The following is a 15,264-nucleotide window of genomic DNA, read 5'->3' on the forward strand; positions in this document are numbered from 1 at the left end:
TGAAGCAAAGAGGTTAGATAGAAGATCAACTGCCGTTAAACATCCGATCGGTGAGGGATAACGATCAGTGGTGGATGAGCAAAACCTCATTTTATTAAAAATGACCAAATAAAAAAGTAGCGATATTTCGCTACTTTTTCGAACGCATGACTTCTTTTAAAAATTCCGCTAATACTAACTGACGACGCCAGCGCGTCGGATTACTACACAATCTATAAAACCACTCTAAGTTAATCGCTTGAATCCATTTTGGTGCACGTTTTACCTCTCCAGCCCATACATCTAAACTTCCGCCCACTCCAACAGCCATCTTCGTTTCTAAACGATGCTTATTAGTTTGGATAAAGTTCTCTTGTCTTGGGAAACCAAGCGCGACGAGTAATAAATCTGGTTTTGCTTCTTGAATACGAGAAACGATATTCTCTTCTTCTTCTTGTTTAAAGTACCCATCTTGTGTACCCACAATAGATACAGCTGAATACGTCTTCTTTAAATGATCTGCTGCAGCTTGTACAACATGCGGTTTTGCACCAAGCAAGAACACAGATACCGGTTTCTTTTCTTCTGATAGCTTCGCAAATAGATTACACATTAAATCAAAACCTGCTACACGTTCCTTTACGGGTGTACCAAGTATACCACTTGCTTTTACAACACCAATACCGTCAGGTGTAATTAAATCTGTATTTAATAATGTTTTATGGAATGTTTCATCCTTTTTTGCACACATAACAATTTCAGGATTTGCTGTTACTACCTGAAAAGTATGAGTTCGCTCCAATTCTAGTTGTCCCTTCAAATATTGGATCGTTTCATCCATTGTCATTGTAGAAAAAGGAACACCTAGAATATCAACCGTTTTTACTTCCATGATTAACTATCCTCTCTATTTCAGTAAAAGTTTTTTATATGCATTATAAGTATCTTCATACAAATTCTTTAGCGAGAAATGAGTAGATGCATGATTATATAAACGATTTCCCATCGCTTCTAATTCACCATTCAACCATTTTTCATAAGCATTTTCTAACGCGCTTGCTAACGAATTCACATCACCGATCGGTACAATCCATCCATACGTATCATCAACTATTAACTTTTTCATATCCCCTACATTTGTTGCAATAGATGTTAAGCGTTGATTAGCTGCTTCTAATAAAACAAGAGGGAAGCTTTCGCTATAAGAGGTTAATAAATTAATGTGTGCAGATGCATATAATTCTTTTGAATCTGTACGAAAACCTAGAAAAATCACCTTATCCTCTAAGCCCTTTTGTTTCACCATCTCTTTTAATTCTGCTTCTATAGGCCCATCACCAAGCAAGAGCACCTTTATATTTGGAATTTTAATTTTTTGCAACGCTTCAAATAAAATATCGTGACCTTTAACAGGATGAAGACGCGCTACTTGAATCGCTGTAAATACTCCTTCATCGATGCCAAATTCACTTTTATCATAAGGTTTTGCTGGAGTATTATCATACTCGATTCCATTATAAACCGTACAAATCTTCTCTTCTGGTACACCTAGTTTTATTATGTTTCTCTTAAAATTTTCCGTAATTGCAAAGAATAAATCTACCTTCCTGAAAGAACGTAAATTTAACTTCGTAAATACCCATCCTTTTAATCCCCTCTTCATAAAATCCAAAGTTGGATCACTGTGGACAGTCATTATCCATTTCGCTTTTATACCTTTTTTCAAGAGGGAGAGATAGAAATTTGCTCGTGCGCCATGTGTATGCACAATGTCAAATTGATTTTCATTAATAAATGCTTTTATTTTTGAAAGAATTGATAGGTCGTACCGAGACGATTGGGTAAAAACATGCACTTGAATACCAAGGTTTCTCGCCTCTCTAGCAATCGCACCTTCTTCAAATACCATTAATTCCACTTCTTCCTTTGAAAATTGAGATAAAAGTGAAATAATATGTGTTTTCCCCCCACCTTCTTCTGCACCAGCATTCATATGCAACACTTTCATTTCTTACATCCCCCATTTTTTCTTTTTATTTACTATAACAAAATAAAAGCTAACATATGCTAGCTTTTATTTTTCTATCATTCAATTTCCAAGTCAACTATTAAATATGCCATGATTAATACTAAGTAGAAACTCACTCCAGGTGCAATTAAAATATGACCAGCCATGAATGAAATACCTAATCCAAGAAGTATTGCTGCAATCATCATTGCATATTTCACTGTGAATATTTGTTTAAATTTAGTAAATATACATGCAATAAATTTAATACCAAAGTATAAGAATGGAATTACAAGTAAAATGAACCCTATGATTCCGAAAGAATAGAACCAGTCATGGAAGTCACGTTCAATTAATTTCGGCTGTTCTTTATAGTTACCAGCATAACCCATTCCTAATAATTTTTGAGACATTGGGGCTTCATTATAGAAATCTTTATACATCTGTTCAAATAATTGACGCCCACTAAAAATAAGAGCTTGCGTTTCTTCTTTCTTCTCCGCTACTTTTTCTTTTGCTTTTTCTTTCTCTTTTTCTTGCTCTGTCACAGGAGGTTTGTGCTCTTTAGCTTCCTCCTTCTTTTTCTCTTCCTTTTTCGCACTCTGTTCTTGTTCAATTAATTGGAAATGGAATCCCATATTTTTCATAAACGGTGAAAAAGGTGTATATGCCAATATGCCTACAAATACAGTTATTGCAAGAAAACCATTTAATAAATAGGCATGTTTCTTTCCATCTTTACGCTGTGTAAATGCTTGAATAAAGCACATAACAACTGCGATAGCCATTGATCCAAAGATTGCTCCTACGCCAACCTTTGTCCCAATTGCAAATAGTGAATAAACAACTAAAATTGAAGGAATCCAATAGTATGCTTTACCTATACTTTTTGTTTTTTCGATTGAATACAAAATAACAATTGGACACATGATGGCTAAAATAGATCCTAGCTCATTACCTGCATAAAACCAACCGCGTGATCCTAACTTTACCCATTCATAACTATTATAATCTGTTCCAGTAGTAATCGAAGCTACCATTACTACTCCTATAATTAGCGATGCATACGTAATATAGTCACGCATTTTTGAATTTGAAGGGCTTTTTTCTTTTAAAGACTTAAATACAAACACATAACAAGTAAGCATAACAAACGGATATAATGCTTTTGCTATAAACTTAATTTCCTCTGTAAGTACCATAGGATCTTTTGTAAACTTATTATTTACCAATCCGATGGTGAAGACTATTCCTACTAAAATTATATACAATATATATTTTATATTTCCTTGTTTCTTCGTTTGAATTAAAATATATATCCCGCTTAGGAACATAACGAATAAGCGTGTAATAACTCCAATGGTCGTATCAATTTTTAAAACCATTATACAGAATGCCGTGAGCAAATCTAAAATTGGTTGCAACAAAATAAAGATTAATAGAAAATTTTCAAATTTATTACTTTTAATATTTTCGCTTAACATCTAGAACCTCCATAACTATTACCTAATTTCAATCTATACTGTTAATATTTTTTTCTTATCTCAAATATTTATTATAACATATATTTTTTAATTAAACGTCTCACATTTCTCCCCAATCTTACCTTATAGAAAAAAGCATATTTGCATTTTCAAGCGCTTTCTTTCCTCATTTTTTCTTTTTTTCTACATGTAAAGAAAATGCATTGTTATTTACATAACTTTAGTGTATATTTTTTCTCTGGAACATCTTTAGGAGGAAGGGATTACAGCAATGTTATTAATCGACATATTTACGTTTCTTGGCATTATCGCCGCTGCTATTTCCGGTACATTAGTTGGTTTAAAAAAAGATTTAGATTTATTCGGTGTCCTTTGTTTAGCTGTAGCTACTGCGCTCGGCGGCGGTATTATTCGTGATATTATGATCGGTAACCTGCCTCCTGTCGCATTTGTTAAACCCATTTACTTTTTCGTAAGCGTATTATCAGCATTATTCACTTGTATGTTTTTTGAGCGTATCAATAAACTGCAAGTCGTTATTATGCTTTCTGATGCTGTTGGCCTAGGTGTTTTTACAGCCATTGGTGCAAATGCGGCAATGTCACATCATGTTGATGCCTCATTCCTAGTTGTTTCAATGGGAGTCATTACAGGTATTGGAGGCGGTATTTTGCGTGACATTTGTGCTCAAGATATCCCTTACGTATTCCGAAAAGAGATTTACGCAATCGCTTCTATTTTAGGAGCAATTAGTTTCCTAATCACATATGCAATGGGGGCACACGTATTAGCTTTCTATGTTTGTTTATTAGTAACATTCACTATTCGTGTTGTCACTGTAATATATAATGTACATTTCCCAGTTTTCTTTAAAACACATGCTAAAATTAATAAAGGCCATTAAGAGAATTCTACATAGAATTCTCTTAATTTATATACTATTCTACACACTAATGTAGAGTAATTGTATATAAAAATATATAATTATAATAGAACCAAAAATGAAAACGCTTTATATACAGGGGGAAGAACGATGCTTGGGGTTTTTAAAAAACATACAAATAAAACAAACGCCAGTATACTTGAATTAAGTAAGGATCAACAAATCACTTTTAACGTGCCTACTAATTCTGAATTGAAAATTCAAATGGATATGCTACATATTTCAAAGGAAGATTTACAAATCGTAAAGATACTACAGCCCTTTATTTATGAAGAAATTGATTGGATTACGGAAAAATTCTATGCCAATATTACAAAACAGCCAAATTTAATTACTATTATTGAACGTTATAGTTCTATTCCAAAACTAAAGCAAACTTTAAAAACACATATAAAAGAATTATTCAGCGGAGATATGCATGAAGATTTTATTGAACAACGTGTTCGAATTGCAAAAAGACATGTACAAATTGGCTTACATAGAAAATGGTATACTGCCGCTTATCAAGAATTATTCCGCTCTATCATGAAGATATTGCAAACAAAATTTAAAACAATTGACGACTTTTCACATTCTATAAACGTGATAAATAAATTATTCACCCTTGAACAAGAACTTGTTATTTCGGCTTATGAATCTGAATATGAAAGAATGCAAAAAGAACATGAAAAAGAAAAAGAAATAACAGCTATGACTATTACGCATATTGCAACAGAACTAGCATCTGTATCTGAAAAAACGAGCGCTTCTATTCAACAGTTAACCGCTAAATCTGAAACTATTGTAGAAATTGCCAAAACAGGTACTTCATTAGCTACAACATCGGAAGAAAAAGCGAATAAAGGGAAAGAGCAATTAAATCAGCAAAATAAACGAATGGAATACATTCAAACGAACATGGAAACTATCATTACAGATACTCATGAACTTCTCGATATTTCTAACAAAATTAATGAAATCATAGATATTGTAAAATCAATTGCAGAGCAAACAAATTTACTCGCACTAAATGCTGCTATTGAATCTGCTCGTGCTGGGGAATTTGGTAAGGGCTTCTCTGTTGTAGCTGGAGAAATTCGCAAGTTATCGGAGCAAACGAAAGAATCTATATTCAACGTTACAAAGCTCGTTGAAAAAACAAATGAACAAATTATTCGTGTCTCTTCTTCAGTGAAACAAATCAGCTCCCTCGTATCTGAAGGAACGGATGGTATGTCTGCAACAGATCAATACTTCCAAGAAATTGTAAAAGATATGTCTAACTCAAAAGAACAGAATAAAAAAATTGAAAATGAGTTAGAAACCATTTCACAAGTAATGAAAGGAATTCAAGACGATTCCTCAAAAATGGCTCTAACAGCTGATAGTTTACAACTGGAACTAAACCGATAGAGTGAAACTTATGTCAGTAGAGATTCTTTATCTCCGCTAACTCTTAGTCTTCATCTTCCATCCATAAAAAAAAGAATCCAAACTGGATTCTTTTTATTTTCTAAAGAATATTTTTTGACAATACACATAACTCATATACACACCAAAGCTTTGCAAAATAAACAAGGCTGGCACGATAAGATTGTAATATGCCATATCTACTTGGAAGAGCCTTAACAATACGTATCCGCCAATTAACAAAACGAACAACATATACCCTTCGTTTTGTTGTTTCTTAATAAGAAAGTGTAATAAAGCTATAGACATAAATAATGTTACCGCTATGTATATAAGTTTTTCACATTTAAATAGAATAGAATGTATTCCCTCACCTGAGAATTGATTAATTACTGGCTTTAAAAGTTTAAATCTTTCTTCTTCAATCTCTTTTAGCTTTTGATCAATATGCTCTGTTACGCTTTGATTCTTTGTTGTTTTTTCCTCATTTTTACTTTTCCCAATTAAAACAGATTGAACATACGTCTCATTTGAAATTGTATATTGTGACATTCCCATTGTCTGAATTCCGTAACTCACACCAAAATGAACACTATAAAATAGAATAAGTATCCCTATCATCTTTAATAGTACTTTTTGCTTCGTTGCTGATTGAAAGAGTTCAATTAACAACACATATACAGCAATAAAAATAGGAAGAAATAACCCCATTGGGAAAATCATATTACTACATGCAAATAAAATTGCTGAAAGTACCCACATATAAGGATGATCTAAACCTTTATATAAAAGTATGTAACAAGCCAAATAAAATAAAAATATTGCGAGCGATTCTGATGTTAATAAGGAACTCATAAATATATTCGGAATATATAAAGCGTAAAATACAGAGGCAATACGGCCGCATTCTTCTCCAAAAACCATTGCTGCAATACGATAAATGAAAAATGCAGTCCCTGTGCAAAATAAAATATTAAATAACTGCAATGCGAATACTGTATCGCCAAATACACGAATAATAATTGATTCATAAATAATAAAGGGCAACTGCGCTATGTTCTCTACGTTATTACCAATTGCAATCTGCTTTGCAGACTCAAACATAGCTTTCATATCACCAATTATTGGAACATCTACAAATAGAACCATACTAAGCCTAACAATTATAGATGTACTTATAAGAAAAACAAGAAATTGTTTTTCTGTAAAACGATACTGTAAAATCGATGCTACTAACAGCATGAGAATAACAAAAATAACCAATACGATTGTTACACTTGTTGTACTGTCGCCAAAAAATTGTTTACTTGTTTCAAATGCTGACCAACAACTATAAACAAAAAATGCGAGCATCGCACCAATCATTATTTTACTGAAAAAAGACGAAAAATTTGTTTGTATATGATTCATATGTCCATTGCACCTCTATTTCCATTCATAACAAAACGATTCTATCATGAATAGGTACACAGCTGATAGGGAATTTCTATGACAAATACAGGGTCCTAATTTTTTCACTTGCAATGTAAGCGAATCCTCTTTTACACTACACTTTATATAGTAATAAATTTTCTTTCAGTTACATGAATACAAATACAGAAGTTTTACTAACCCTCTTCTGGAATTCTTTACTTCATTAAATATCTATCGATTTTTAATTTTTTGTACTCCACTTACAATACATGGAATTCTGATTGAAAACAGGAAATAGGGGCTGACCATATGGAAAAGAAATTTATGCGAGAATCCAAAGCAATTAAAACAACACGTGTTTTTCCAAACGATTTAAATAATCATCAAACACTTTTCGGAGGAAAATTATTAGCAGAAATTGATAGTATCGCTTCAATTGCAGCTGCAAGACACAGCCGGAAACATTGCGTAACGGCATCTATCGATTCTGTTGATTTTTTAACTCCAATTCACCAAGCTGATTCTGTTTGTTACGAAGCATTCGTATGTTATACAGGAAAGTCTTCAATGGAAGTGTTCGTAAAAGTAATTGCAGAGAATTTATTAGCTGGCGAACGTAGAATAGCTGCAACATGTTTCATTACATTCGTTGCATTAAAAGATGGAAAACCTTCATCTGTTCCACAAGTACTACCGGAAACTGAAGAAGAACATTGGCTACACACAACTGGTTCTGAGCGTGCAGAAAACAGGAAAAAAGGACGTGTAAAAAGCAAGGAAATGGCTGAAGTTTTAACTTTAAGTAAACCTTGGAGTATATAGACCTTCACCATTAAAACATCTTCTGAGCGAATAGCTATCACATATTCGCTCATTTTTTATAAACAATTCCACACCTTCATACAACCATTACTCCTTTTCACACATATTATGTAATATTTTTATACATACCCGCTCACTATTAACTTTTTCTAATTGATAAAATCTCATTTATCCCGCTATTTTCGAGCTGTAAAACTCCCATCTTAAAATTCGGCAGGAGCCCCGTTTCCCGTAAATGCCCGATTGGTGAGGGCTGATAATCAACGTGGGATGAACAAAACCCCACTGATTAAAGTTTCACTTTATAATACGCTTCTATCCCATCAACAGTTGCTTTACAAAGTTTATGTAGGGTACACTTATACGGGTGGTCAACAAAACAATTTAAGGATTTGTAAACAGTGTAGAAAACACCTTACACTTCATTATATTGAGAGAATTAACTCTAGTAAAAAAACCTTACTATGACATAGCAAGTATTTTAATGAAACTGGATTATTTTAATGGAAAGGTGAAATTATGCAGAAATCAATTGCTTCAAATATTTTTTATAAAATACTGCTCAACACGTTTAATATTATACTTCCAATTTTAGTTGGTCCTTACGCATATCGAACGTTAGGAGCAAGTTCAATCGGAACCGTTAATCTTGCTGAAACTTTTTTCAATTACTTCTTCGTGTTCGCCGTATTTGGTGTATATCAATATGGTTTACGTGAAATTAGCTTAATTAAAAACGATAAAAAGAAAGTTTCTAAATTATTTACAAGTCTCTATGTAATTAATTTCACAACTAGTATTTTGGCTTTATCAGGCTTTGTGCTCTTTAGTTATATTGGATACGGACATGAAAGTCTATTTCCTGTTCTTCTTATTTTCGGTTTTAACTTTATATCTAATATGTTTTATGTGGAATGGTTCAATGAAGCATATGAAAATTATGACTTCATCACTAAAAAAACAGTTATCGTTCGATTAATCTATGTCGTACTTCTTTTCTCTTTCATTCATGGGGTCGACGATTACAAAACATATGCTGGTTTATTAGTATTATCGACATTTTTAAACCACTCTATTAGCTTTATATATGTGAAACGCCAAGTGAAATTTGATTTTTCCGACTTAACGATTATTCCTCATTTGAAACCGTTACTATTAGTCTTAATTTTTTCAAATGCTAATATTTTATATACTCAATTAGATCGTCTTGTTTTAGGGGTATATGTTGGAAAAGAAGAAGTTGCATATTACGTAATGGCTTTTCAAATTATGATGATTATTAATACACTTATGTTAAGTGTTGTACAAGTAACCGTTCCAAGACTGTCTTACTTATCAGGGAACGCATCTGAAATGGAATACGAATCATTATTAAACAAAATTTCAAAAGTATATTTCATTACCCTATTCCCTGCCTCAATTGGTTTAATGCTCATTGCTCATGGAGCTGTTGTTATTTACGGTGGACAACAATTTGCTGAGGCTGGTAATACATTAATTGTTTTCGCCTTCTATATGATTACAGTCGGTATTGAGTCCATTTTATCGAATCAAATTATTTATGTAAAAAAGAAAGAAAGCATTTTAGTGCGATTTTTATTCATTTGTGGATTTATCAACTTAGCATCCAATATTGCACTAATATACTTCCATGTACTTACACCAACAACCGCAATTTTCACAACAACAATTGCGAATTGTTTCTTAATCACATTTGAATATATTTATGTGAAAAAGAAATTAAAAGTGAATTATACGTTATTCGATATACAAAAACTTAAATATCTATTTTATTCACTAACATTTGTACCGATAGCATTCGTTATTGATATGCTCGTATCCGGACAAATACTACAAGTTATCCTAGTAATAATGACGTGTGGATTAACATATGCCCTTATCCTCTTTATAACAAAGGATGACATTCTCTTTTCACTACTTGAAAAGATATTAGGACGATTCAAAAAGGCTTAAACGCAATCTCTAAAAGGAGCTGTTAAACTTGAAATTTTCTTTAATCATGGCTACTTGTGGCAGACGTGATGATATTCTTGACTTACTAAAATCACTTGAACAACAAACTTACAAAAACTTTGAACTTATCGTAGTAGATCAAAATGATACGCCAATCTCTGATTTATTTGATGAATATAAAGATAAATTTTCTATTCACTACATTTATACACCTATTAAAGGCCTATCGAGAGCTCGAAATGCAGGCTTAAAAGTAGCAGATGGTGATTTCATCGCTTTTCCAGATGATGATTGTATTTATGAAACAAATGTTTTAGAGAGTATATTAGAAACTTTCAACTCTAATAAAGATGTTCATTTCATCTCAACAAACACTACAAATGTGGAAGGAACGGGTTCTTTAATACACGCACCGGATACAGACATTATTTTAAATAATAAGTATGGATTCATGGGACCTTCTTTCACGCTATTCTTCACAAAGCAATTTGTACAAGATGTAGGTACATTTGATGAAGATTTAGGTGTTGGTTCTGGCACGATTTATGGAGCTGGTGAAGAAACTGACTTTGTGCTACGTGGAATGAAACAAAATTACACTGGCTTATTTAGAAAAGATCTGTTCGTATACCATCCTGTAAAAGAGGAAATTATTAATGAACAATCATTAAAACGTGCTATTTCTTATGCTGGTGGTTTTGGTAGAGTTATTCGCTTACACTATGGATTCCCTTATTTCTTACGCGCTGTCGCTGCCGCAACATTCCGTATGACACAAAATATTTCTAATGATAAGCGTAAATTCCACGCAAATCGCTTACGCGGTATTGTTCGTGGATATTTAAAATAAAAAAACAAGGTGTAACCACTTTTATTAAATGGTTACACCTTATTTTTTATTTCTCTTGCACCGCTTATTTCTGGAAAAGCAACCCATCATTCTTTGTAATTGCATCCCCCGCTGGTCAATTACATTATATATTTTTGAAATGATAGCATTATATCGAAGAATTTAGTATCATGATTCAAGACACTATTTAGAATTGAACGGAGGACATTATGAGCTTATTAACTGTTGAAAAATTAGGCCATACATTTGGTGATCGTACATTATTTAAAGATGTATCCATGCGCTTACTCGCAGGAGAACACGTTGGATTAGTTGGAGCAAACGGTGTTGGTAAATCAACATTTATGAATATAATTACTGGTCAACTTATCCATGATGAAGGCCGAGTTGAATGGACACCTGGTACAAATTATGGTTACTTAGACCAACATACAAATTTAACACCTGGCCGCACAATTCGTGACATATTAGCAGATGCATTTTTACCTTTATTTGAAAAAGAAAAAGCTTTAAATGAAGTTACAGAAAAAATGGGAACTGCTACACCTGAAGAATTAGAAGAGCTTCTTGAGCAAATGGCAGAAATACAAGATGCTCTTGAAGCAGGCGGTTTCTATTTATTAGATATGAAAATTGAGGAAGCAGCGCGCGGTCTTGGAATTGACGCAATTGGTTTAGATCGTGATGTTGCCGCATTAAGTGGCGGACAACGTACAAAAGTGTTACTTGCAAAGTTACTACTTGAACAACCAGAAGTATTACTATTAGATGAGCCTACCAACTATCTAGACGTTGAACATATTCATTGGTTAACAAATTATTTAAAAGAATATCCACATGCATTCCTATTAATTTCCCATGATACGGAATTTATGAATAAATGTGTCGATGTTATTTTCCATCTAGAGTTTACAAAAATGACGCGTTATACAGCGACATATGAAAAATTCCTAGAACTAGCGGAAATTAATAAAAATCAACATATTAATGCTTACGAAAAACAAAAAGAGTTTATTAAAAAGCAAGAAGATTTTATTGCAAAAAATAAAGCCCGTTACTCAACTACAGGCCGTGCGAAGAGCCGTCAAAAACAACTTGATCGCATGGAGCGTATCGATCGTCCTGAAACAGCTATTAAGCCTGAGTTCTCCTTTAAAGAAAGTCGTGCAAGTAGTCGATTTGTCTTCGAAGGGGAAAATGTAGAGATTGGATATACACATGCGTTATTACCAAAATTAACAATGACAATTGAACGTGGTGAAAAAATTGCAATTGTTGGATGTAATGGTGTCGGTAAGTCAACACTATTAAAAACGATTTTAGGTAAGATTAAACCATTAAGCGGAAAAACAAGTCTTGGTGACTTCTTAAACCCATCATACTTCGAGCAAGAAGTAAAAGCTGATAATATAACACCAATTGATGATGTTTGGAATACATTCCCTAGCTTAGACCAACATCAAGTACGTGCAATGTTAGCGAAATGCGGTTTAAAAAACGAACATATCTCTCGTCCACTGAATCAATTAAGCGGTGGCGAACAAGCAAAAGTTCGTTTATGTAAACTAATGGGCGAAGAAAGTAACTGGCTACTCTTTGATGAGCCAACAAACCACCTTGATGTTACGGCAAAAGATGAGCTGAAAAAAGCGATGAAAGCATACAAAGGAACAATTCTTCTTGTATGCCACGAACCAGAATTTTATGAAGATTGGATAACAAAAACTTGGGATGTAGAAAAATGGGCCCAAGAAAATTCTTAATCCCCTAAAAAACATCCCTTTACACTGCTATTTAGCGTGCAAAGGGATTTCGTTTTAAAATACCATAAGGTTTGATAAGGAGTTTTTATATATAATGCAAAGTACATTTTTTCTAAAACTCAATACATTTTTTGTGAAATGTTTATTAGTACTATGTCTAATTATTTCTGCAGCTATTACATTGGACTCAGTATCCGTGGTTAGAGCACAGGCCGACACTCGTTTACTTATTATAATCCCAAGTATCATTTTAATAGGCCTTCTATTTATATTTGTTGGCTATATTGCCAATAAATATATGTCAAAACTACTATTCACTATTTCGCTTATCATTTTAGCCTTCTCTATTCGATTCATCTGGTTTCTTAATATCCAAACTCCCATCGAATCCGATTTTGCTATGATGTACAATGGAGCCGTGCAAGCAACTAAAGGCGATTTTAGTTTTGCTCAAAGCATATATTATACTTCTTGGGTTTATCAGCTTGGATTTACAATGTACCAAGCTTTGATTATTAATGTATTCGGTGAGGGGACTTTCTTTCTAAAGTTCTTAAATGTGTTATATTGCACAGGAACAACATTATTAGTTTACAAAATAACTTCTCACATATTTAATGAGTGGACTGGACGCGTGGCGGGATTAATATATGCATTATATATCCCAAGTATTGTATTAAGCTCAGTCCTAACAAATCAGCACCTTGCCACATTCCTATTTTACCTTGGATTTTATTTATTAATTACAAAAGGCTTAAGCCATAAATATATGTGGATTTTTATAGGGATATCGCTTTCTTTAGGAGACATTATGCGCCCACTTGGTGGCATCATCCTAATTGCAGTAACTATTTATTTCTTTTTACACGGTATGTTAGGGAAATCGAAACGAGATATTTTCACTTCTATTAAAAAACTTTGTGGGATTTTCGTCGTATTTTACCTTGTTCATTACATTATAAGTTATTCATTTATATCTGCCGGAATTACACAATACCCACTATCCAACCGTGATCCTCTCTGGAAATTCACAGTAGGACTTAATCATGAAACAAAAGGTGGTTATTCTACAGCAGATGCAGAATATATGATGTCCTTTGAGATTGGCGAAGAACGAAAAGCCGCTGAAAAGAAACTGATTCAAGAGCGACTAGCTGATCCACAGAAGGTTTTATCGTTATTCGGTGATAAGTTTACACTCATGTGGGCAGATTACGACTCCGCTCCATCATGGAGTCTACTAACACTGGGGAATACAGATAATAATATGATTACTTTACAAAATGACCTTACGAAATATGAAAAGTATATGTATATGACAGCTATGCTATTTGGTACGCTAGCACTTCTATATCTCATATTTACTAAGCAAAACAACACGCATTACACAATATTTTTACTATTAATAATCGGTTATGTAACTGTTCACTTCTTGATTGAATACCAAACAAGATATCGATACTTTATCATTCCTAGCTTTACAATCATTCAAAGTTATGGACTATATTTGTGCTATCGATTTATATCAGACAGAAAAACCTCCAAAGTACAAAATTAAACTTTAACCAGTGAAGAGTTAATCATCAAAACACATTAAACCGAACTAAAAAAGCATGAGCAAGGTGCAATACCGAGCTCATGCCTTTTCATGTATATCTACATTCTCTTTTTTATTGTAAGCATAATTTATACCAAATGTAGCAAAAATGATCATTGAAATTGTATCTGCACAATGATATCTTGATGCCACTTCTACTAACAACTATGCCATTATTAAACCTATTGCATATAAGTAAATAATAAATAGAGAAGATTTGTATTTATTTTTAATAGCCACCAATTTTTCTAGATACAGCGAACTTTTTCTAAGGATAAAACTTCCCACTATAGATAATAATAAAACACCCGCTAATAACGTTATCTCCATTACAAAAACATAATGAAAATTTAGGACTATTCATTTTTACCACAAAACCCAAAATACACATGTTATTTTTGTTCGCACTATACTTTTTAATTGGCGATAGTAAGTAAAATATATCATATATTCATCTATATTTTGTATATAATTCCTATTTTTTCTAATCACTTAAAAATCACTCTAATCAAAATAAATAACGTTTCAGTATAAAATATGCTATAATAAGTATTTGTTATGTACGAATAACCTTTCGACATTTCCTGTTTTATTTATATATTTTATAAAGATGAGGATACTATTATGGAGAAACTCTTAAAGTTTGGTTTAGTAGGAATCTTTAATACGCTCATTACCATTATTAGCTTTTGGATATTATTAAAATTTGGGATGAACTACCTTATTGCGAATACCATTGCCTATTTAATTGGTGTTGCCAATAGCTACTATTGGAATAAAAATTGGGTGTTTAAACCTAATAATAAAAGCACGTCAATGTTCTTTAAATTTCTAACTGTAAATTTAATTGTATTGGCTTTTAATACATTATGTTTATTTATATTAGTAGATAAACTTACCTTTAATGCGTTAATTGCACAGATTTTCGCAATTGGTGTCGGAATGGTTATCAATTTTGTCCTTAATAAAATTTGGACATTCAACCAAACTGAAAAGGCTACTAATTAAACTTAAACAACTTATTAAAACTACGGAGGATACA

The 15,264-nt window shown here is 32.7% G+C and carries 12 protein-coding genes and 2 pseudogenes; 9 read left to right on the plus strand and 5 right to left on the minus strand.

All coding sequences use genetic code 11. The features are described from left to right. Nucleotides 1-130 precede the first annotated feature (130 nt). From KVT31_RS15190 to KVT31_RS15200, 3 genes are all read right to left on the minus strand, one after another. Nucleotides 131-871: a WecB/TagA/CpsF family glycosyltransferase gene (locus KVT31_RS15190; RefSeq protein ID WP_088098567.1), complete on the minus strand. Its 741-nt coding sequence runs from the start codon at nucleotides 869-871 to the stop codon at nucleotides 131-133. Between the two features lie 15 nt (nucleotides 872-886). Further along, on the minus strand, nucleotides 887-1,987 hold the full coding sequence (locus KVT31_RS15195) for a glycosyltransferase family 4 protein (protein ID WP_088098568.1): 1,101 nt from the start codon (nucleotides 1,985-1,987) through the stop codon (nucleotides 887-889). Between the two features lie 77 nt (nucleotides 1,988-2,064). After that, entirely contained in the window at nucleotides 2,065-3,471 is a 1,407-nt protein-coding gene (locus KVT31_RS15200; RefSeq protein ID WP_088098569.1) for an O-antigen ligase family protein, read from the minus strand. Between the two features lie 271 nt (nucleotides 3,472-3,742). On the opposite strand from KVT31_RS15200, the gene KVT31_RS15205 reads away from it, so the two are divergent. The 3 genes and pseudogenes from KVT31_RS15205 (at nucleotide 3,743) to KVT31_RS31005 (ending at nucleotide 5,806) form a co-directional block, all read left to right on the plus strand. Further along, nucleotides 3,743-4,375, plus strand: a complete 633-nt coding sequence (locus KVT31_RS15205) for a trimeric intracellular cation channel family protein (RefSeq protein WP_088098570.1) — start codon at nucleotides 3,743-3,745, stop codon at nucleotides 4,373-4,375. A 129-nt stretch (nucleotides 4,376-4,504) separates the two neighbouring features. Continuing rightward, nucleotides 4,505-5,053, plus strand: a pseudogene (locus KVT31_RS31000) (protoglobin domain-containing protein); the annotation flags it as partial. A 51-nt stretch (nucleotides 5,054-5,104) separates the two neighbouring features. Then, nucleotides 5,105-5,806, plus strand: a complete 702-nt coding sequence (locus KVT31_RS31005; RefSeq protein ID WP_374455867.1) for a methyl-accepting chemotaxis protein — start codon at nucleotides 5,105-5,107, stop codon at nucleotides 5,804-5,806. Nucleotides 5,807-5,899: 93 nt separating this feature from the next. Here KVT31_RS31005 and KVT31_RS15215 read toward each other — a convergent pair whose 3' ends face one another. Then, nucleotides 5,900-7,213, minus strand: coding sequence for an ArnT family glycosyltransferase (locus tag KVT31_RS15215; RefSeq protein ID WP_088098572.1), 1,314 nt, complete (start codon nucleotides 7,211-7,213; stop codon nucleotides 5,900-5,902). Nucleotides 7,214-7,525: 312 nt separating this feature from the next. On the opposite strand from KVT31_RS15215, the gene KVT31_RS15220 reads away from it, so the two are divergent. The 5 genes from KVT31_RS15220 to KVT31_RS15240 all read left to right on the plus strand — a co-directional run bounded on the left by KVT31_RS15220 (nucleotide 7,526) and on the right by KVT31_RS15240 (nucleotide 14,183). Further along, nucleotides 7,526-8,038 carry an acyl-CoA thioesterase gene (locus tag KVT31_RS15220; RefSeq protein WP_048560471.1) on the plus strand — a complete coding sequence of 171 codons (513 nt, stop codon included), beginning with the start codon at nucleotides 7,526-7,528 and terminating at the stop codon, nucleotides 8,036-8,038. A 519-nt stretch (nucleotides 8,039-8,557) separates the two neighbouring features. Continuing rightward, nucleotides 8,558-10,012, plus strand: a complete 1,455-nt coding sequence (locus tag KVT31_RS15225) for an oligosaccharide flippase family protein (protein ID WP_088098573.1) — start codon at nucleotides 8,558-8,560, stop codon at nucleotides 10,010-10,012. A gap of 28 nt (nucleotides 10,013-10,040) precedes the next feature. Continuing rightward, nucleotides 10,041-10,862 carry a glycosyltransferase family 2 protein gene (locus KVT31_RS15230; protein ID WP_088098574.1) on the plus strand — a complete coding sequence of 274 codons (822 nt, stop codon included), beginning with the start codon at nucleotides 10,041-10,043 and terminating at the stop codon, nucleotides 10,860-10,862. Between the two features lie 209 nt (nucleotides 10,863-11,071). After that, the gene (locus KVT31_RS15235; protein ID WP_088098575.1) at nucleotides 11,072-12,625 is read left to right on the plus strand and encodes an ABC-F family ATP-binding cassette domain-containing protein; all 1,554 of its coding nucleotides are present in this window, start codon (nucleotides 11,072-11,074) and stop codon (nucleotides 12,623-12,625) included. 94 nt (nucleotides 12,626-12,719) lie between these two features. After that, the gene (locus KVT31_RS15240; RefSeq protein ID WP_088098576.1) at nucleotides 12,720-14,183 is read left to right on the plus strand and encodes an ArnT family glycosyltransferase; all 1,464 of its coding nucleotides are present in this window, start codon (nucleotides 12,720-12,722) and stop codon (nucleotides 14,181-14,183) included. Nucleotides 14,184-14,261: 78 nt separating this feature from the next. Here KVT31_RS15240 and KVT31_RS30280 read toward each other — a convergent pair. Further along, a pseudogene (locus KVT31_RS30280) lies at nucleotides 14,262-14,471 on the minus strand (glycosyltransferase family 39 protein); the annotation flags it as partial. 375 nt (nucleotides 14,472-14,846) lie between these two features. Between KVT31_RS30280 and KVT31_RS15245 the strand changes: the two are divergent. After that, the gene (locus KVT31_RS15245) at nucleotides 14,847-15,230 is read left to right on the plus strand and encodes a GtrA family protein (RefSeq protein ID WP_000413281.1); all 384 of its coding nucleotides are present in this window, start codon (nucleotides 14,847-14,849) and stop codon (nucleotides 15,228-15,230) included. Nucleotides 15,231-15,264 lie beyond the last annotated feature (34 nt).

Source organism: Bacillus sp. GbtcB14 (genome assembly GCF_019091205.1).
Taxonomy (GTDB): domain Bacteria; phylum Bacillota; class Bacilli; order Bacillales; family Bacillaceae_G; genus Bacillus_A; species Bacillus_A cereus_AG.